At 70.9% G+C, this 18,990-nt stretch carries 20 protein-coding genes and 1 pseudogene; 5 read left to right on the top strand and 16 right to left on the bottom strand.

From position 1 onward, the window contains the following. Positions 1-9 precede the first annotated feature (9 nt). The gene (locus tag ABZT87_RS24915) at positions 10-291 is read left to right on the top strand and encodes a hypothetical protein (protein WP_354855487.1); all 282 of its coding nucleotides are present in this window, start codon (positions 10-12) and stop codon (positions 289-291) included. Between the two features lie 79 nt (positions 292-370). On the opposite strand, the gene ABZT87_RS24910 is transcribed toward ABZT87_RS24915, so the two are convergent. The 10 genes from ABZT87_RS24910 to ABZT87_RS24865 all read right to left on the bottom strand — a co-directional run bounded on the left by ABZT87_RS24910 (position 371) and on the right by ABZT87_RS24865 (position 10,439). Then, positions 371-757: an AtzH-like domain-containing protein gene (locus ABZT87_RS24910; RefSeq protein WP_355138464.1), complete on the bottom strand. Its 387-nt coding sequence runs from the start codon at positions 755-757 to the stop codon at positions 371-373. An 82-nt stretch (positions 758-839) separates the two neighbouring features. Beyond that, the gene (locus ABZT87_RS24905; protein ID WP_355138462.1) at positions 840-2,477 is read right to left on the bottom strand and encodes a regulator; all 1,638 of its coding nucleotides are present in this window, start codon (positions 2,475-2,477) and stop codon (positions 840-842) included. 12 nt (positions 2,478-2,489) lie between these two features. Next, on the bottom strand, positions 2,490-3,179 hold the full coding sequence (locus ABZT87_RS24900; RefSeq protein WP_355138460.1) for a cysteine hydrolase: 690 nt from the start codon (positions 3,177-3,179) through the stop codon (positions 2,490-2,492). 9 nt (positions 3,180-3,188) lie between these two features. Further along, positions 3,189-3,878, bottom strand: a complete 690-nt coding sequence (locus ABZT87_RS24895) for an isochorismatase family cysteine hydrolase (protein ID WP_354855491.1) — start codon at positions 3,876-3,878, stop codon at positions 3,189-3,191. Between the two features lie 38 nt (positions 3,879-3,916). Beyond that, positions 3,917-5,719, bottom strand: coding sequence for an allophanate hydrolase (gene atzF, locus ABZT87_RS24890; RefSeq protein WP_355138458.1), 1,803 nt, complete (start codon positions 5,717-5,719; stop codon positions 3,917-3,919). 84 nt (positions 5,720-5,803) lie between these two features. Continuing rightward, entirely contained in the window at positions 5,804-6,460 is a 657-nt protein-coding gene (locus ABZT87_RS24885) for a GntR family transcriptional regulator (RefSeq protein ID WP_355066601.1), read from the bottom strand. A 151-nt stretch (positions 6,461-6,611) separates the two neighbouring features. Beyond that, positions 6,612-7,535, bottom strand: coding sequence for a SpoIID/LytB domain-containing protein (locus ABZT87_RS24880; protein ID WP_355138456.1), 924 nt, complete (start codon positions 7,533-7,535; stop codon positions 6,612-6,614). Positions 7,536-7,541: 6 nt separating this feature from the next. Then, complete coding sequence (locus ABZT87_RS24875; protein WP_354855494.1) at positions 7,542-8,426, bottom strand: peptidase inhibitor family I36 protein; 885 nt, start codon at positions 8,424-8,426, stop codon at positions 7,542-7,544. 32 nt (positions 8,427-8,458) lie between these two features. Then, positions 8,459-9,316: a peptidoglycan-binding domain-containing protein gene (locus ABZT87_RS24870; protein ID WP_355066535.1), complete on the bottom strand. Its 858-nt coding sequence runs from the start codon at positions 9,314-9,316 to the stop codon at positions 8,459-8,461. A 199-nt stretch (positions 9,317-9,515) separates the two neighbouring features. Next, positions 9,516-10,439, bottom strand: coding sequence for an NBR1-Ig-like domain-containing protein (locus tag ABZT87_RS24865; protein ID WP_354855496.1), 924 nt, complete (start codon positions 10,437-10,439; stop codon positions 9,516-9,518). Between the two features lie 137 nt (positions 10,440-10,576). Here ABZT87_RS24865 and ABZT87_RS24860 point away from each other — a divergent pair, with 137 nt between their 5' ends. Then, positions 10,577-10,993, top strand: coding sequence for a hypothetical protein (locus ABZT87_RS24860; RefSeq protein ID WP_354855497.1), 417 nt, complete (start codon positions 10,577-10,579; stop codon positions 10,991-10,993). An 87-nt stretch (positions 10,994-11,080) separates the two neighbouring features. Here ABZT87_RS24860 and ABZT87_RS24855 read toward each other — a convergent pair whose 3' ends face one another. From ABZT87_RS24855 to ABZT87_RS24835, 5 genes are all read right to left on the bottom strand, one after another. After that, complete coding sequence (locus tag ABZT87_RS24855) at positions 11,081-11,659, bottom strand: dihydrofolate reductase family protein (protein WP_355138454.1); 579 nt, start codon at positions 11,657-11,659, stop codon at positions 11,081-11,083. Continuing rightward, positions 11,656-12,855, bottom strand: a complete 1,200-nt coding sequence (locus ABZT87_RS24850; protein WP_355138452.1) for an RNA polymerase sigma factor — start codon at positions 12,853-12,855, stop codon at positions 11,656-11,658. The genes ABZT87_RS24855 and ABZT87_RS24850 overlap by 4 nt, the downstream gene beginning before the upstream one ends. Positions 12,856-12,875: 20 nt before the next feature. After that, positions 12,876-13,229: a YciI family protein gene (locus tag ABZT87_RS24845; protein ID WP_354855500.1), complete on the bottom strand. Its 354-nt coding sequence runs from the start codon at positions 13,227-13,229 to the stop codon at positions 12,876-12,878. A gap of 37 nt (positions 13,230-13,266) precedes the next feature. Continuing rightward, complete coding sequence (locus ABZT87_RS24840) at positions 13,267-13,680, bottom strand: DUF6069 family protein (protein ID WP_354855501.1); 414 nt, start codon at positions 13,678-13,680, stop codon at positions 13,267-13,269. Positions 13,681-13,832: 152 nt separating this feature from the next. Further along, positions 13,833-14,483 carry a TMEM175 family protein gene (locus ABZT87_RS24835; RefSeq protein WP_355138450.1) on the bottom strand — a complete coding sequence of 217 codons (651 nt, stop codon included), beginning with the start codon at positions 14,481-14,483 and terminating at the stop codon, positions 13,833-13,835. A 185-nt stretch (positions 14,484-14,668) separates the two neighbouring features. On the opposite strand from ABZT87_RS24835, the pseudogene ABZT87_RS24830 reads away from it, so the two are divergent. The 3 genes and pseudogenes from ABZT87_RS24830 to ABZT87_RS24820 form a co-directional block, all read left to right on the top strand. Further along, positions 14,669-15,214 (top strand): annotated as a pseudogene (locus ABZT87_RS24830) (carbohydrate-binding protein); the annotation flags it as partial. A gap of 251 nt (positions 15,215-15,465) precedes the next feature. Then, complete coding sequence (locus tag ABZT87_RS24825) at positions 15,466-16,242, top strand: DUF1996 domain-containing protein (protein ID WP_355138448.1); 777 nt, start codon at positions 15,466-15,468, stop codon at positions 16,240-16,242. Between the two features lie 187 nt (positions 16,243-16,429). Next, the gene (locus ABZT87_RS24820; protein WP_355138446.1) at positions 16,430-17,515 is read left to right on the top strand and encodes a hypothetical protein; all 1,086 of its coding nucleotides are present in this window, start codon (positions 16,430-16,432) and stop codon (positions 17,513-17,515) included. Between the two features lie 206 nt (positions 17,516-17,721). Here the strand turns inward: ABZT87_RS24820 and ABZT87_RS24815 are convergent, their stop codons facing one another. Then, positions 17,722-18,975, bottom strand: a complete 1,254-nt coding sequence (locus ABZT87_RS24815) for an MFS transporter (RefSeq protein ID WP_355138444.1) — start codon at positions 18,973-18,975, stop codon at positions 17,722-17,724. Between the last annotated feature and the right edge of the window lie 15 nt (positions 18,976-18,990).

Here is an 18,990-nt window from a genome sequence, read left to right as displayed (position 1 = left end):
GGAGAGATCATGGAACTAGCCGTTATCTGGGTACCCGCCGACATCGAGCCGTCGGAGCACGCCATCGCGACGTGTCTGACCCACCTCCGCCAGCATGACTACCGACTGAACGGGATCATGCGGGCACCGTGGGAGGCCGTCGAACAGAAGATGATCGACGGAGAGGTGGACGTGGTCGTGATCGCCGACCGCGCTCATCTTCCGCCGGACCGGTCGCCCCGGATCGAGGTGGCCGCCCCGGCGTCGAACGCGGACGAGGCCCGACCGGTGCCCGGCACAGACGTCGGCTGAACCGACGAAGCACCCCGTCCATGCCGGACGGGGTGCTTCGTCGAGCCCTCATTCGAAGCCGACGAGCCGTCGGGTCCATTCAGCCGGGGTCCGCGGCCGGTTCGGAGACGTGGGCGGTGACGATCCGCCAGCCGACGGGCAGGCGTACCCAGGTCTGGGTCTGCCGCCCGGTGACGGCGGCGCCGGCGTACCCGAATCGGGTCGTCACGACCGCGAGGTCCGCGCCGAACGTGCTGATCATCGGGTCGACCAGCCGGCGGCCGGCCGGCAGCGGTGGCTGCGCGGCCCGCCACTTGCGCTGCTCGTCCAACCCGTACTGGTGGTCGGCGAGGCCGAACCGCACGGTCCGGTCGGAGTCCCAGAAGTACCCGCAGATCCCCTCGGCGTCGCCGTCGACCAGCGCCCGCTCGTAGCCGGCGAAGGCCGCCGCCACCTCGGCGACCACGTCCGTCCGATCGATCTCCACCCGGTACGTCCTCTCGATCCGTCGGGTCGGCACCTGGCCGCTTCGGTGCGAAGGCGTCGGCATCTCCTCCGGGACCGCCGGCTCAGCCGCTCAGGGCCGACGTCTTCTGCTCGTCTTCCGCTCGATCGGTGGCGGGGCTGGTGGAAGCGGCCGGATTGGGCGGCCGGTCCAGCTCGGCCTCCTCCGGGTCGGGATCGCGCGGCGTGGGCCGACCGAGCGCAACGATCACGCAGATCGCCGCGACGAAGAGGTAGCCGAGCGCCACCTGTCCGTTGGCGTTCCACTCGATCCGTTCGCCGTGGATCAGCCCGATGAACGAGAGCACCGCGCCGGTGCCGGCGAAGATCGCCGCCCGGACGAACCGCTTGTCGATGATGAAGACCACCACCGCGCCGAGCACCAGGCCGGCGAGGATGGCTCCCCGGCCGAGCACCAGCAGCCCGTCGTACACCACGCCGGCGCCGTTGAGCGCGTCGTCGCCGACCGCGGCGGCGCTGGTGCCGGCCGCCGCCAAGGCGTTGTCGATCTGCCCGGTCGCCCAGGCGGCGATGTTGGGAATCAGCGCGGCGACCACGGCCGCGGCGTGCGCCCGTGGGGTCGCCTGGAACGCCTGCGCCCCGATCAGCAGACCGATGTAGAGCAGGATCGGCACGATGGCCGCCGTCGGGAAGATCGCCGCGAGCAGCCCGAACATGCCGAGGAAGCAGAGCACCGCGATCACCACGCCGGTCGCCATCGAGTAGCCGCTGCGTCCACCCGCCGCCTTCCAGCCCGGGTGGCCGACGTAGACGGCGGGCGGGAACGGCGACCCGAGCGCCGCACCGATCACCGCGCCCGCGCCGTCGGCCAGCAGCACACTGCGCAGGTTGTAGTTGTCCCCGGCGGTCGCCGCGCTCTCCACGTTGGTCATGCCCTCGGTGAAGTTGTAGACGCCGAGCGGAATCGCCGTCGCCAGCAACGGCGCCATGTCGGCCAGCCCGGTGACCAGCAGGTCCAGCTTGAGCGAGGGTACGGCGACCGCGATGTCCCGCGCGGCCGCCGTGACGTCGGGCACCGACATCGCCCCGCCGGCCCAGCCGATCGCGGTGCCCACGAGCAGCGCCGCGAGCCCGATCGGGAAGTTGAACGGCAGCTTCACGTCGGTGAGCAGACCGATCAGCAGCAACGCGAAGACCGGCAGGGCGACCCAGGCCATGCGCCACATCTGCCCGGCCGGGTTCATCGAGATGAAGGTGATCGAGATCCCCGCGAGGGTGCCGAGCAGCGCGGCCCGGGGCGCGTACCGGCGGATGTAGGGCCCGACGAACGCGCCGATCAGCACGATCACGCCGATGATGAAGGCCCACGCCAGCCCGGCCTCCCAGGCCCGCACCGGATCCTGGGTGCGCAGGTAGATCGGGAGCATGATGACGAAGATGACGATGAACATGTGCGGCACGCTCGGCCCGTACGGCAGGGCCGTCACGTCGGCACGGTTCTCCCGGCGGGCGAGGCGGCGGGCCAGGAAGGTGTAGTAGACGTTGCCCGCGACCAGGGCGATGCCGAGCGCCGGCAGGATGGTGCCGAACACCTCCCCCTCGGGAAGGTTCACCACGGCGATGCAGAGCCCGGTCAGAGTGAGCACGTTGACCAGGACGTTGACGCCGAAACCGAAGAACGCGTTGGTGTCGCCGCGCACCCAGTACGGGAGCGGGACGACGGTGGGCTTCGTGGGGACCATGGCTGCTCCCGGTCAGGAAGAGGGCTGCAACGCGGACGTGGTGGGCAGCGCGGCGCGTACCTGCGCCGAGTCGGCGACCCACCCGAAGATCCCGCCCTGGGCGGCGATCATGTCGAGCCCGACCCGCTGGAACTCGGGGAAGTAGGACCCGACACAGTCGGCGAGCACGAGGCACTCGTACCCGCGGTCGTTGGCCTCCCGGACGCTGGTGTGCACGCACACCTCGGTGGTGACCCCGGTGACCAGGAGGCTGCGGATGCCCCGCTCGGCGAGCAGGGCGTCCAGATCGGTGGCGTGGAAGGCACCCTTGCCGGGCTTGTCGATGACCGGCTCGCCGGGCAGCGGCGCCAGCTCGTCGACGATGTCGTGGCCGTACTCGCCGCGGATCAGGATCCGGCCCTTGGGGCCGGGGTCACCGATCCGCTTGCTCGGCGCGCCCCGGTGGAGCTTGGCGGGCGGGCAGTCGGACAGGTCGGGCAGGTGCCCCTCGCGGGTGTGCACGATGGTCAGGCCGACGGCGCGGGCGTCGGCCAGCAGCGCCGCGAGCGGCGCGATCGTCGTGCGTAACTGGCTGACGTCGTTGCCCAGGCTCGCACCGAAGCCGCCGGGCTCCAGGAAGTCGCGCTGCATGTCGATGACGAGCAGCGCGGTGCTCGGGAGGTCGAAGGAGTACGGGCCGGGTCGTGCGGCGATGGTCAACATGGGCGCACCTCACTTCGCCGTGGCGGCGATGACGTCCTCGGATGTGGTGACGCAGCCGAAGACGCCGCCCTGCATGGTCACCATGTGCAGCGCGGCGTCGTGGTTGGCCTTGTCGGTGGCGCCGGTGCAGTCGGAGAGGATCAGGCACTCGTAACCCCGGTCGTTCGCCTCGCGCATGGTGGTGTGCACGCAGACGTCGGTGGTGATGCCGGTGAGGATCAGGTGGGTGATGCCCCGGGTGCGGAGCACCAGGTCGAGGTTGGTGGCGTAGAAGGCGCCCTTGCCCGGCTTGTCGATGATCACCTCACCGGCCACCGGGGCGACCTCGGGCACGATCTCCCAGCCGGGCTCGCCCCGGACCAGGATCCGGCCGGCCGGACCGGCCGCCCCGATCTCGGCGCCGATGCGCGCCGAGCGCCACCGCTTGTTCGCCGGCAGGTCGGACAGTTGCGGGTCGTGCCCCTCCCGGGTGTGCACGACGAGCATCCCGAGCGATCGGGCGTGCTCCAGCAGCCGGGCGGTGGCCGGCAGGCCGGCCCGGGTGAGGCCGATGTCGTAACCCATCGCGTCGACGTAGCCGCCCGGCCCGCAGAAGTCGGTCTGCCAGTCGATGCAGAGCAGTGCGGTACGCGCGGTGTCGGCCGCGCCGTCGTACGGCCACGGGTAGGGGTTGGCCGGTACCGGTCCGATGCTGCCCATCCTCTCGCCTCCTGTCGTGATCGCTGGTGCCGCCCGCGTCAGCGCCGGACGGCGGAACGGCGGTAGGCCCGCCACCCACCGCTGGCGCTGATGTCCTCGGCCGGCGGGCCCGCGGCATACGCTTCGCAGAGGAAACCGAGCACGTCCCGCCCGTCGTGCAGGCGGACCCACCCGAGCGAGAGGGGTGCGGGCACGCCGGCCAGCAGCCCACCGACCGCGGCGCTGGGCAACCGCCACAGCTCGACCTCGATGGGATGGCCCGACGGCCCGTCCGGGGCGATCCGGACCAGACCGGGCAGTCCCTCGCCGTCGGACGTGTCCATGCGGTAGAGCCGGTAGAGCGGCGCGGTGCGGGCGGTGCCGGCGAGGACCGCGCCGTGCCCGAGCAGCTCGCCGTTGCGGGACTCGCCGGCCAGGTGCCGGCCGACCACGGCGATCAGCACGTCCGCCGGGCGCTGCGCCTGCGGTGAGCTGGACTCGACCGCCCCGGTCGGTGGACCGCCCTCGGTGAGGGTGGCGGCCAGCCGGGCCAGTGTGGTGTCGCTGAACGCCGGGCCGAGCAGGGTCAGGCTCGCCGGCCGGCCGGCGGCGGTGAACCCGTTGGGTACGGTCACGGCGGCCAGGTCGAGCAGGTTGGCGAACTGGGTGTAGCGGCCGAGCATGGCGTTGCGCCCGATCGGGTCCTCGGCGATCTCGTCGAGCGTGAACGTGGTGCCGACGGTGGGCACGACCAGCACGTCGACGTCCTGCCAGAGCTGGTCGACCTGCGCGCGCAGCTCGCGCAGCCGGTGCTGGCCCCGGAAGGCGTCGATCGCGTCGTAGCGCCACCCGGTCTCCAACACGGCCCGGGTGACCGCGAGGACCGACTCCGGGTGCGACCGCAGGAAACCGCCCAGCGCGACGAGCCGCTCGGCCACCCAGGGCCCCTGGTAGAGCAGGTCCCCCGCCGCGAAGAAGGGGCCGAGCGGCACCGACCGCGGGGACCCGACGAGGGTACGCAGCAGTTGCACGCCGGCGGCGAACCGGGCCTCCTGCCCGGTGTCGCCGAAGAATTCGAGGTCTTCTGCCCGCGGCACCCCGAGGCGTAGGGTCCCCGGCATGCGGGGAACCACCCGCTCGGCCGGCAACGGACGTCCCCACGGGTCGGCCGAGGTGACGGCACGGGCGGCGTGCAGCACGTCGAGGGCGCCGGCCACGTCAGGGGCGAAGACCGACACGCAGTCCAGCGAACGGCAGGCCGGCACCACGCCGGCCGTGCTGAGCAGACCCCGGGTGGGCTTGAGGCCGACGATCCCGTTGAGCGCCGCGGGCACCCGGCCGGAGCCGGCGGTGTCCGTACCCAGGGCGAAGCTGACCTGGCCCGCGGCGACCGCGACCGCGGAGCCGGAGCTGGAGCCGCCGGAGATGAGGCCGCCGCCGAAGACGCTCTGGCAACTGCCGTACGGCGAGCGGGCCCCCGTGAGGCCGGTGGCGAACTGGTCCAGGTTGGTCTTGCCGACGAGCAGCGCGCCGCCGTCGAGCAGTCGGCGCACCACCGGAGCGTCCTCGGCGGCCAGGTATCCGAAGTCGGGGCAGCCGGCCGTGGTGACCATGCCGGCGACGTCGATGTTGTCCTTGACCGCGAACGGGATCCCGTACAGCGGCAGTGCCGGATCACCGTGGCGGGTCAGCGACTCGGCCCGTTCGCGCAGCCGGTCGGCCGGGACGGTGCTGATCCAGACCGGCTCGCCGTCGCGCCCGGCCAGGCCGTCCAGGATGCGCTCGGCCTGGTCGACGGGGGTCCGGCCACCCTCGCGGTACGCCGTCCGAAGCTCCGAGATGGACTCCACTCGTTCTGGCATACTGTCGATTGTCGACCGTTCTGTTACAGCGAATCACGCGCTCTGTAACGAGGACATGACGGCACGCGTACCCCGGCCGGGGGCCTAGTCGAGGTACGAACGCGCCCCGTGCGCGGACAGCACGGCGAGAACCTCCTCGGGGTCTCCCCCGACGACCGCCTCGAACAGCCGCTCGTGCCGGTGGACCCCGTCCAGCGGCTGCGCCACCTCCGCCTCGCGGCGCAGGTTGATCGCCATGTAGAGCTGCAACTTCACCAGGATCGAGCCGTACACGGCGGAGAGTTGACGGTTGCCGGCGAGCGCCACCAGCGCGACGTGGAACGCCCGGTGCGACTCCGCGACCGTCATCCGGTCGCCGGCCCGGGTCGCCTCCCGCATCTGGTCCAGCGTCGCCCGCAGCCCCGCCAGGTCGCTCTCCCGGCCGACCGGGATCCCCGCTCGCACCGAGAATCGTTCCAACACGTCCCGCAGCTCGTACAGCTCCCGCACGTCGCGGTCGGACAGGGTGGCCACCCGGACTCCGCGCCGGGGCACGTGCTCGACCAGGCCCTGCTGGGCCAGCAACCGCAGCGCCTCCCGCAGCGGAGCCCGGCTGATCCCCAGCCGGCGGGTCAACTGCTCCTCGACGAGGCGTTCACCCGGGTCGCTCTTGCCGCTGAGGATCTCCCGGGTCAGCCGGGAGACGGCGAGGTCCACCAGACTGACGCTCTCCAGCTCGCCGTCCACCGTCGATGCGGCCATGTCGTTCACGCCGACGAGTCTGCCACCCGTCGCCGTACGACCGGCGCGGACGCGTCCTGTCGGCCCGGCGGCCGACCCGGCCGCGCCGGGCTCCCCACGCGCGTGCCGCCCGCCGCGGAGGTGCGGCGGGCGGCACGGTCGACGCGTGACGTCAGGAGATGACCACGTCGCGGTAGTAGTAACGCAGGATCGCCTGGTAGTTGCTGCCCGAGTTGGCGAGGTCACGCGAGCCGTACTGCGACAGCCAGTCCCCGTCCACCCAGCCACCGCACGCGGTGGTGGTCGCACAGTAGTGCGCCCGCAGGATGTTGCCGCTCCGGGTCATCCGGGTCGACCAGGTCCGGTCCACCGCCGCCGACGTCGACGTCTGCGCCGACGACGGCCGGTAGACCTGGTCGCCGGTGTCGTCCCGAACGTCGTAGCACTGGCCGCCGGACGTCTTCCGGGTCGAGTGCAGCGCCCAGTACCACCCGTAGCTCTTGACGGCCATCGCACCGGCGTCCAGCGAGGCGGCCGGCCAGCTCGTCACCCACTCGTTCGGGAGGACGTTCTTGACGTACGTCTTGAAGTCGACCCGATCGACTCGTCCGAGACTGACCCGGTAGACGAGGATGGTGCTCGGCAGCTTGCTGTTGGTGCCGTCGGTGCTACAGCCCGTCGGTCCGCTCAACAGCTCGTGCGAGGCGTTGTTGTTCTTCAGCGTGGCGTTGAGGTTGCCCTTCGCCCCGGATGCGAAGTCCTGGGTGGCGCCGGCGAAGTTGCTGTTGAAGTAGACCCGCACGGTCTTGCCGGTCCGGTTCCACACCGACGCCGCGTTGTTCTTCACGCACAGGCCCTTGCCGGAACCCGCGCCCTTGAAGTCGTAGCAGGTCGGCTGGGTCGTGCCGTAGTCGTCCAGCGAGTCGGTGAAGTCGGAGACCGAGCCGGCCTGGTTGCTGTTGTAGTAGTAGCAGAACTCGCCGCTGTCGCAGGTTCCGTCCCGTTCGGCCGCCGCTGCCGGCGAGGCGACACTCAGGATGGAGGTGGACATGGCGAGGACGGCGCCGACGACGGCGAGGCCCTTGCGGATATTCATGGCGTCCTACCTCTCGTTGTAGCCCTGGGAGTTCCAGAACGCGGTCGGGTCGGCGTTGTCCAGGGTGGGGTCGCCGACGCTGACGGCCGCGTGGGTCTGCCGGCCGGCCCGGACCTCGACGTGGGTGTGCGCACCCGAGCTGGAGGACACTCCGTGCCACGACTCATCGGCGATGATCTCGCCCTTGCTGATGGCGTCGCCCACGCTCACCCCGGACCTGGGCGCGGTGTGCAGGTAGATCACCGTCTTGTTGAGCGAGGAGTTGTAGACGGAGATCGTGGACAGGCCGCCGCTGCCGGTGCTGCCCTGCGCGACGTAGATGACCGTTCCGGAGACCAGGGCGCGCACGTCCGAGCCGACGCTGCGGGCGATGTCGATGCCCTCGTGCCGGCCGGGCGTGGTGGTGTAACCGTCGAAGCCGCACGTGACCGTGCCGCCGCTGGCCTGGTACAGGGCGTACGACAGGTTCGTGCGCGTCGACGGCGAGAACTGGTGCGAGGCGTTGTTGTTCTTCAGCGTGGCGTTGAGGTTGCCCTTCGCGCCGGCCGCGAAGTCCTGGTAAGAACCGGCGTAGCCGCTGTTGTAGTAGACGCGGACGGTCTTGGTGCTGCGGTTCCAGACCGAGGCGGCCTCGTTCTTGATGCACAGGCCCTTGCCAGCGCCAGCGCCCTTGAAGTCGTAGCACGAGGGCTGCTCGGTGCCGTAGTCGTCGAGCGATCCGGTGAAGTCCGAGATCGATCCCGCGTTGTCGCTGTTGTAGTAGTAGCAGAACTCGCCGCTGTCGCAGACCCCGTCTCGGGCCGCCGCCGACGCGGGCGATGCGACGCTGAGGATCGAGGTGGTCGCGGCCAGCGCGACGCCGACGGCGGCGAGGCTCTTACGGATGTTCATGGTGTCCTTTCAGAACGGTGAGGGGGTGCGGGTCACTGCCCGCGCTGGTACTGCTCCCAGGTCTTGATCGGGATCTGGGGGCCGTCGTCCGGTCCCTGGTTGGCCAGGCCGTTCATGCCGAGGTAGTAGTCGCCGACCTGGTGCTGCGCCTGACTGGACAGGTCCGTGTCGTTGATCGCCGTGGCGTGGATGTGCCATGGCCAGTCGCCCTGGTTCGGGTTGCGGACCCAGGCGGCGAAGCCGACCTGGCGCAGGGCCCGGGCGACGGCGGTGCGCCGGGCCGCGGTCATGCCGGTGACCGCGATGTCCACCACACCCCCGCCGTCGTGCGTACCGGCCGAGGTGGGGTCGCCCCCGGGGTTGTACGAGCCCTGGTCGAGCACCAGGGTGTAACCGAGCAGACGCTGGGCCTCGGCCAGCATCGCCTGGGTACGGGCGTTGACGACGTACCCGTCGCGCTGGACCTTCGCGCCCGGACCGATCGTGTTGCCGACGGTGTAGCGGTTCAGCCCGAGCTTCGTCAGCGACGTCGTGCCGGGCAGCCCGTTCGCGGCCAGCCCGGTGTAGCCGAGTGAGCGTTGGTACGCCGCGTACGCCGAGACGGTCACCGTGCCGAAGTAGCCGTCGACCCACTGCGCGTTCAGCAGGCCCTGCGCCTGCAACGCCTGCTCCACGGCGAGCACGGAGTTCTTCGCACCCGGAGTCAGTGTGTTGTCGGCCCGGCGGGGGTCGATCTGGGCGGCCAGGACGGTGGCCTCCATGTCCACGACCGGCCGCGCGGCCGTGGCGGCGGTCGGCTGCGCTGTGGCGCCGGATGCCGCCGCGTGGGCCGGGACGCCGACGGCCACGCAGAGCGCGGCGAGCCCGACGGTTAACCAGGGACGGCGCAAGATGGGTCCTCCTCGTAGCTGGTGAGTCGTTCTCGGTGCGACATCACCCTGCGAGAAGTGCCCCGCTGTTCGGTACCCCCGGTGTCCTGTCAGATCCGTCAGGCCGTCACCGACCTCGATGAACGCGGTGTTGTCAGCTTGGGTCGAGCCCGCGCCTGACATCGAGCGTGCGCATCCGCACGCCGCTCGGGGCGATTCGTCAGGCGGTCACGGTGACCATGAAGTACACCGGCCGCCGGGTGGGGAAGTACTCCCGCCCGGTCTCGTCGACCATCTTCCAACTGACCCAGCACCTGCCGGGGCGGCTCGGCGCGGTGACCCGAACGCGGATCATCACCTGCTCACCGGGCGGCGTGTCACCGATCGGCACCCGATTCGGTGTCTGGCAACCGTCACCGTCGGCGGTGGGCTCCGTACGCGCCAGGTACCGGTGGTGCCAGTCGACCCCTCCCACGTTCGCGAGAGCCCACACCTTGTCGAACTGGGTGTTCACCTTCACCTGGGTGCCGTCGGGGATGGTGACGTCGGCGACGAACCTGCTCGAGTCCCCGGGAATCAGCGAGTCCGAGAACGCCGTCGTGGACGGCGACGCCACCGACGACGGTGACGCGGTCGGGGTGCCGGAGCCGTCGGGGCCCGACCGGCCACGAACGATCAGGCCCAGGACGGCGGCCACCGCCACCACCAGCACCACCGCGGCGGCGTTGAGCCACGGCAGGCGACGCCGCCGCGTACTCGCGACGCCATCCGCGGCCCGCGGATACTCCACGACCTGCAACGCGCCCTGCTCCGTCGGCGCGGACGCGGCGACGACCGGCGCGAGGTCACCGTCCCCGCTGGGCTGGGCCATCCCCGGGCGCTGCGCGTCCTCCCATCGGCGCCGCCACTGGGCCTCGTCCGCCTCGCAGGCTCGGACGAACTCCCGCGTGGTCTCCCACGAGGGAAACCTGGTCCCGGCGGCGGCCTCGTGCAGGGTCGTGTGCGAGATCCGACCCGACCGCCCCGCCATCTTGCGGAACGACGGGTCTCCCGCGGCGCTGCGCAGTGTCCGCAACTGCTCGGCGAACCTCTCGGCGGCCCGTCCGTCCTGACTCGACTCCGCGGCGGCACGCTGGTCCTTCATCAGTCCCCCATGTCAGACGACTCCGTCAGACGTTGTCAAGGCGTGTCAGAGGCTACCGAACGGGCCACGGTGACCATCAATGTGGTGCATCGACGACACGGGGATCGACGGTCCCGGTGCATTGAAGGAGGTCATCGATGAAGAGCCTTTCCCGACGCGGCGTACGCATCCTCGCGGCCGCTGGGCTGGCTGCGCCCGCGACGTTGGCGTTCGCCGGCCCCGCCCACGCCGAGACGAACCCGCGCTGCGCGAGCTCGGTGCAGATCGGCGCGACGGCGTACGTCACCGTCGGCGGGCAGACCGCCGCCTCGGTCAAGCAGTACAAGGGCTGCGGCAAGAACTACGCCTACACGTACGTGTGGCAGCAGTACCGGGCCAGCCACGGCTTCTACCAGGTCTGCACCTCGATCGTCACCGGAAGCACGCTTCGCGACCTGCAGTGCTCGAGCGGCCCGGACGTCTGGTCGCTGGGCGCCAACACGCTGACGGTGTGCACCCGGGCCCTCGGTGGGATCTCCGACGTGGCGCAGAAGGAGACCGAGGTGCGCTGCTGACCGGCACGGGTGGGCGTCCGGTGCCGCCGCCGGGGATCACCAGGCACGGCCGGCGGCACCGCGCCACCGTCGGGTGGCAGGGACGACTCAGCTGTGCAGGGTGGGTCGGTAGATGAGTTCCTGGGAGCGGCAGTCCAGCGTCCGGCTCTCGATCAGCTCCAGGTCGTAGTCGGCCATCCCGTGGAAGATCGGCTCCGTTCCGGTCTGACCGGTGAGCACCGGAAAGAGCGTCACCTGAACGAAGTCGACCAGACCGGCGGCCAGCAGTGCCCGGTTCATCGAGAGGCTGCCGTGTGACCGCAACGGCACCTCGGACTCCTCCTTGAGCCGGGCGACGACGTCGACGGCGTCACCGCGCACGATGGTCCCGTCCGGCCAGTCGAGGGGGCCCTGCACCGTGTTCGACACGATCGTCGCCGGAAGGTTGACCATGCGGGTGACCCACGCGTCCCGGACGTCGGACTCCTCGGTGCTGTCGGCCAGCATTCCCACGAACACCCGGTAGGTGCCGCCGCCGAAGACCATTCGCTGGTCCTCGCCGTACGTGGCGAGTCGGCGCTCCAGCAGCTCCGGCCCCTGCTTACCCCAGTAGCCGCCCCAGTTGCCAGTGCTGGCGCCGAAGCCGTCGAGGCTGGCGAAGACGTCGAAGGTGTAGGTGGCGGTCACGATGGTCTCCTCGGGTGGGTGAGTTCGGTACGACGCGTCCGCAGGAAGGCGCGCTCGGTCTCGTTGCTGGTCAGTGCGATGGCCTGGTCGTAGGCGGCGCGGGCCTCGGAGTCGCGTCCGAGCCGGGCCAGCAGCTCGGCCCGGGTGGCGGGCAGCCGGTGGTAGCCCGGGAGGTCGACGTCAGCCAACGCGGCGAGGGCCGCCGCCGGCCCGTGCACCTCGGCGACCGCGACGGCACGGTTGAGCGCGACGACTGAGGTCGGCGCGAGCGCGAAGAGCTGGTCGTACAGCGCCAGAACCTGCGGCCAGTCGGTGGCCGCGCCATCGGTGTGCACCGCGCCGATCGCGGCCTGGATCTGGTACGGCCCGGGCCGGTTACGCCGCAGGCAGCGCCGGACCAGATCGTGGCCCTCGGCGATGAGTGCCCGGCTCCACAGTGACCGGTCCTGGTCGGCGAGGAGCACCAGTTCGCCGGTCGGGCCGAGCCGGGCCGGCCGGCGCGCCTCGGTCAGCAGCAGCAGAGCGAGCAGGCCCAGGACCTCGGGTTCGTCGGGCATCAACGCGGCCAGCTCGCGGGCGAGCCGGATCGCCTCGGCGCACAGGTCCGTTCTGATCAGTGGCCCGGCGGTGGAGGCGTAGCCCTCGTTGAACATCAGGTAGAGCACGGTGAGCACGGGCGGCAGCCGGTCCGGCAGCTCGTGTTCAGCGGGTACCCGGTACGGGATGCCGGCGTCCCGGATCTTCTTCTTCGCGCGCACGATCCGCTGCGCGATTGTCGTTTCCTGAACCAGGTAGGCCCGGGCGATCTCCGGTACCTCGAGACCGCCGAGCAGACGGAGCGTGAGGGCCGTCCGCGCGTCCGGGGCGAGCGCCGGGTGACAGCAGATGAAGATGAGTCGTAGCTGGTCGTCCTTCACCGGTCCCACCTCCTGGGGCTCGTCCTGTTGGTGCAGCAGCAGGGCCTGGGCGTGCCGGGCCTCGCGGGTCGACTCCCGGCGGAGCCGATCGATGGCCCGGTTGCGTGCGGTCGTCACGATCCAGGCGCCGGGGTTGGGTGGCAGGGTCTGCCACTTCTGCAGCGCCGTGGTGAAGGCGTCCTGGACCGCCTCCTCGGCGAGGTTGATGTCACCGAGGAGGCGGGCCAGGGTGGCGACGCAGCGGCCGTACTCCGCGCGGTAGACGCTCGCCAGGTCCATGTCGGGCGACGGCTCCCCGCTCAGGCCTGGGACAGATCGTCGAACGGGCGCACCTCGACCGCGCCGCAGGCCGCCGCGCACCTCTCGGCCCAGGCCAATGCCTGGTCCAGGTCCGCGCACTTGATCACCCAGAATCCGACGATGTGTTCCTTCGTCTCGGCGAACGGCCCGTCGCTCATGGAGGTGGCGCCGTTCTCGACCCGGACGACGGTGGCGCTGTCGGGTGACGTGAGCCCCCCGGCGAAGACCCAGGCGCCCGCGGCCTGCATGTCGTCGTTGATCCGCCCGGTCTCCCGGAACATGATCTCCATCTCCTCGTCCGACGGCGTCGGCGCGCCCTCGACGAAGTGCACGGACAGCAGGTACTGCTTCATGATGATCCTCCGATAGCTCGACGATGGGTGGAACAGGTCAGGCGGCCAGGCGGCGCGCGACGGCCGGGATCACGATCGCGGCCGCGACCAGGTGGGTGAGCATCAGCAGCGCCTTGGTGGCCGTCCCGGCGTCGGCGAGCACGTCCGGCACCAGGGACAGGACCGTCAGCACCACAGTCGTACGGACGAACGCGCGCCGCGGACGCCGCGCGAAGCGGGACAGCAGCACGGCGAGGAGCACGCCGATCGACGAGAAGACGGCGGTCAGCACGCCGAACCCCGTGACCGGAATCGGGGCGCCGCTCATGTCGAGGCTGATTCCGGCCGCGTGGCCGACGGCGGCGACGGCCATGGTGGCGGCGCTCGCGGCGACCGTGGCGATCACGCCGGCCCCGATCAGCGCGCGGAAGGCCGACGTCGTGGTGCGGGTGGTCTGCGCGGTGGTGGTCATCGTGCCCTCCAGCGGGGTGTGGCCCGTCTCGATTCCGGGCTCTCACCATGGCTACGAAGAGAGCCGGTCCCGATCGACAGCCGCACCCACAATATTTCGACGGCCTCGTCGCCGATGTACGCCGAGCCGGTCTCCGGGCCACCCGGTCCGGCTCAGCCGGGGCGGTCGGTGGTCTTGTCGTCCTCGCCGTACTCGCCGCGGATGGGCAGGTAGTAGGCGGGCAGGAAGGCCGCGATGATGGCGACGCCCGCGATCGGCACGAACGCGCCGACGAGGATGCCGCCGCCGATCCAGACCAGCGCGAGTGCGAATCGGCGGCCGATGGCCCGGACGCCGAAGGCGCCGAGACTGGGGTCCAGGAGTCTCGCCCGGCGAAGATGGACCCAGATGACGTTGAACAGGGCCGCTGCCAACCACAGTGTCGTGCCGTAGACGACGACCGCCGTCCGCAGCCCCTGCTCCGCGCGGAGCGCGGCGGCGAGCAGCGACGTGGAGAACGGCAGGAACGCGATGACCATCAGGAGCAGCGTGTTGAGGAACAGGACCGGACGGTCGACGTGCCGGACCCGGTCGAACATGACGTGATGATTGACCCACACCTGCCCGACGAGCAGAAAGCTCAGCGCGTACCCCAGGTACGACGGCCACAACGCCCCGAGGCCCGGCAGGAGCCGTCCGAAGTCCTTCGGCGGTTGGATCTCCAGCACGAGAAGCGTGACGGCGATGGCGAAGACACCGTCGCTGAAGGCGACCAGCCGCCCCGGCCGGCGCGTGAGCCGAGGAGCGCCAGGGCTGGACGACATGCCCTCCAGTATCCGATCGGAAGACGATTCGTTACCGCAAAATCCGTAATCAGCGGGGCCGGGTCGCCTGCAAGGAGTTAAAACAAAATTAAGGCTGCGTGGGCGAAAAACTGTTATCCGAAGCCGGGACGACGGCTACCAGGAGACCTGCCCACCGCCCTCCTTAATTCTTTTTCCGCACGTTGATGCAGGCTCTGGACGTGCACATACTTCACCCGACAGGAGCGTTATCGCCGACTAGAAGGAAACCACTGGTAATGCGGACTCCCCCCGCGCATGTCGCACTGCCGGACCGGGCGCGAAAGCGCCGTCGCCTCGCCCGCGTCACGCTCGCCTGCGCGGTCGTCGCCGCGTTGGGCGGCAGTGGCATCTACCTCGCCGGCGCCCAGGCCGAGGAGGTCGCCGTGCACGGCCGGGTCCAGGCGGAGGCCTTCGCGGCGCAGTCCGGTGCGCAGACCGAGAGCACCGGCGACGCCGACGGCGGCAGGAACGTCGGCTGGCTCGCCAACGGCGACTGGCTGCGGTACGACGGCGTCTCGATAACCGGCGCGGAGCTGACGGCCCGGGTCGCCGCGCACAACACCGACGGCGGGGCCGTCGAACTGCGCCTCGGCACGCAGACCGGCACGCTGCTGGCCAGTTTCCCGGTCGCCCACACCGGCGGCTGGCAGAAGTGGACGACCGTCACGGCCAGGGCGTCGAGCGCGCCGGCCGGCCCGCAGACCGTCTTCGCCGTCATGAAGAGCACGTCGACGTCGGACTTCGTGAACCTGAACTGGTTCACGTTCGGCCCCCCGACGGCGACGTCGCCGAGCGCGTCGGCGGCACCGACCACGCCGTCGGCACCAAGTTCCACTCCGTCGGCGTCCCCCTCCGCGTCCGCGTCGGTTCCTCCGAGCGCGCCGGCCGGCGGCTGGGTGCCGGTCGACCAGGCCGCGTGGAGCAAGGAGTTGGCCGCCTTCAACGCGATCAAGCCGAAGGCGTGCCGCCGGGCACCACCCGCGTCCCCGAGTTCCACACCGACTGCGAGGTCGCCAACTCCGCCCCGGACGACCCGATCGTCCTGCCCGGCCTGTCGGGCGCCTCGCACCTGCACACCTTCTTCGGCCCCAAGGTCGACGCCTTCACCACGACCGACAAGCTGCTCTCCTCCAAGACCACCTGCAACGCCCCTGGTGACCTGAGCGCCTACTGGGTCCCGGAGTTGCGCAAGGACGGCAAGCCCGTACCGATGAAGAGCTTCCGGGTCTACTACGGCTCCCGGGTCAAGGACCCGTCGACCGTCAAGCCCTTCCCGCCGGGCCTGCGGGTCGTCGAGGGCGACGCCAAGCGGCAGGTGGAGACCCCGAAGAGCAGCGGCAGTAACCAGTTCTGGTGCGCGGGCAGCGCCGAGATCGGCCGCAGCGCAGACGGCAACTGGCCGGTCTGTGCCGCCGGCGGCAACCTGATCTTCCAGCTGGTGTTCAAGGACTGCTGGGACGGCAGGAACATCGACTCGCCCGATCACAAGTCGCACATGGGTGACCCCGTGAACGGCGTCTGCACCGGCAGGTACCCGGTGGCGGTGCCCGATCTCTCCTTCATGGTCAACTACGAGTCGCTGGGCGGGGACGGCCTCAGTCTCTCCTCCGGCAAGCCGTCCTCGATGCACGGCGACTTCATGAACGCCTGGGAGCCCGGCCACCTGGGTGCCCTGGTGAAGTCCTGCCTGAACCAGAACGCCAAGTGCGGAGTGGAACCGACGTTCGCGGGCGGCTGATCCCCGCCGGCGCGCTCCTGGACGGCCCTCTCGCCCCGGCGAGGGGGCCGTCCGCCGTTCACCGCACCGATCGGCTCGGTCCCGGGTGGCCGACACCCGACACCGGAGCACGCGGTAGCCGACTGTGACCATCACGTCACGACAAGCACACTCCTCCCCGACATGTTCCCGTCGAATGGAGGAACACATGCGTCTCCGATCGTTCGTCACCGCCGCGCTTGCCGCCGTCCTGGCCGCCAGCGCGCTCGCACCACCGGCACCGGCCGCCGCGGCCACCGCCGACCGCTGGGGGTTCGCGTACGTGCAGGACCCCACGGTGCCGGTCTGGACCGTGCTGGACACCAGCCGGCAGTGGGGTAGCTGGAAGACCGCGTTCCCGGCCGCCTGGGCGGACGGCGTCAAGCTCGCGCCCGGCCGGTTCCAGGTCCGCTTCCCACAGGTGGGCGCCAGCTCGCGGGGCGTGCCGCACGTGACCCCGGTGAACCGGACCGGGCACTACTGCGAGGTGGTTCGCTGGTTCCAGTCCGGCGCCGACGAGATCGTCGACGTGCAGTGCCACAGGCCCGGCGGCACGCGCGAGGACACCCCGTTCACCGTGCTCTGGACGACCAGTTCGGGCGTACTGCCGGCCGGCCCCTCCCACGCGTACGTGCAGTGGGGCGGCGGCGTCGTGGTGCAGTCGTACAACTCGACGGGCGTGGTGAACACGGTCGGGCCACTGGGGGTCGGGCAGTACCTGGTGCGGCTGCCCGGGGTCGGGCTGGCCGGAGTGCTCGCCGGCGACGTGCAGGTCACCGCCGTACAGCCCAACGCCGGCCCCCGCCGGTGCAAGGTCTACTCCTGGGCCGCGGTCGGCAGCGACGTGCAGGTGTACGTCTTCTGCTACGACCAGGCCGGCGCGCTCACCAACACCGACTTCGCCCTGTCGTACCACCGCCGGCGGCCGGTGATCGGCTCCCTCGCGCCGCCGTCGTACTTCGGTTACCTGGGCACCGCCGTCGGTGGGCCGACCAACGACAACTCGGTGCTCGGCGTCGGCGCGAACACGGTGGCGCCGCTGGTGCCGGCCGGCCGCTACCTGGCTACCTTCCCGCAGATCGGGCTCAAGGAGACCCACGTCCAGGTGGTGGCGCAGGGCGCGGGCAGCAACTACTGCCACCTCACCCAACCGTGGACGTACACCACCAACGCCGACGTCGACGTGATCTGCTTCGACAACGCCGGCGTCGTCACCCCGCACCGCTTCCTGGCCACCTTCACCTCCCGACTCTGACGCCACAACCGCGCCGGCGGTGGCCGCTCGCGGTCGCCGCCGGCAGGATGAAGCCGGCCATCCGCTACCGGGCGGAGAGCAACGGCGCCGACGACCTGCGCCACCTCATCAACGAGGCCTCCGACTGACCCGACGTGCGGTCCCGCGCTGGTCAGTCGGTGCGGTGGCCTGGGCCAGGGTGAGCGAGCCGTCCCGGATCGCCGCGGCTACGGAGCAGACTCGACGGTCTCCCGGCGCTCGTCCCTGCTGACCAGGATCTTTCTGCCCGACCACCGAGCGACGCGGCCACCAGGGCGCAGGCCCACGAAGGCGACCACACCGGAGGCCAGGTACAACGCGGCCTGCACGTTGAGGACGAGCACGACGCTGAGCGCGTCGCCGAGCAGACCGGCCGCCACCATGCCCAGGCCCTGTGCCGCGTTGTAGATCGCGTAGTACGCGCCGAAGGCCCGGCCGAGATCGGTGTCCGGCACGCTCTGCTGAATCTGCGCGAACGCCCCGCTGCTGTAGGCGACGCCCGGCACGCCGACCAGGATGAACAGCAGGACGTACCACCCGGGTTGACGGGTGACCGCCGGCCCGTTCCAGATGACCGCGCTGATCAGGCCGAACGTGGTGGCGCCGAGGCTCATCAGCAGCCGGGAGCTGAGCCGCGTCCCCAGCATGCCGACGATGAGCCCGCTGGCCACACCGCCGATCGCCTGCACGCCACGGAGCACGCCGGTGAGCGTGCCGTCGGCATGCAGCGCGCGGCTGACGAAGACCACGAAGAGCACCACGAACAGGCCCTGCGCGATGCCACCCAGCGCCACGCTCAGCATCGTCACCCGCACGGTGTGGTTGCGCAGCATCGCCGCGAGGCCGGACCGCCAGGTGGCGAAGAACGACGACGTACGCTCCGGTGGGTTCGACGCCGCGACGCCGCGACGCGCGGCCCGGCGGCCGACGACGATCAGGGCTGCCGTGGTCGTGAAGGCCACGACGGCGCCGATGGCGAGGTAACCGGTGCCGGCGCGGGTGATCGCGAACCCACCGAGCGAGCCTCCGATGAGCCGTCCCACACTGATGTTGAGCGCCACCATGCTGTTCGCGCTCACCAGGTGCGCGGGCTCGACGAGGCTGGGCAGCGCCGCGTTGCGGGCGGAGTCGAACGTCTGGGTCAGCACGGCCTGGGCGCCAGCGATCAGGCAAATGATCCACAGATGGTGGCCGGGTTCGGCGAGCAGGGGAAGCACCGCTGCCGCCTGCGCCACGGCGGCGCAGCCCATGAGCCGGAACCTGTCGTAGCGGTCGGCCAGGGCACCGGCGAACGACCCCAGCGTGATGCCGCACAGCAGCTCGACGAGGAAGACGGCGGAGGTGGTGAACGCCGACCCGGTCACACCGAACACGTAGATCGGCAGCCCGGTGAGCAGCAACCAGCTCGCCACGCTCGAGCAGAGCCCCGCGGCCCAGATCACGACGAATCCGCGGTG

Source organism: Micromonospora sp. NPDC005237, assembly GCF_040607775.1.
Taxonomy (GTDB): Bacteria; Actinomycetota; Actinomycetes; order Mycobacteriales; family Micromonosporaceae; genus Micromonospora.
Note: the sequence above shows the minus strand (reverse complement) of the source record. Positions and strands in the feature narration are given on the sequence as shown.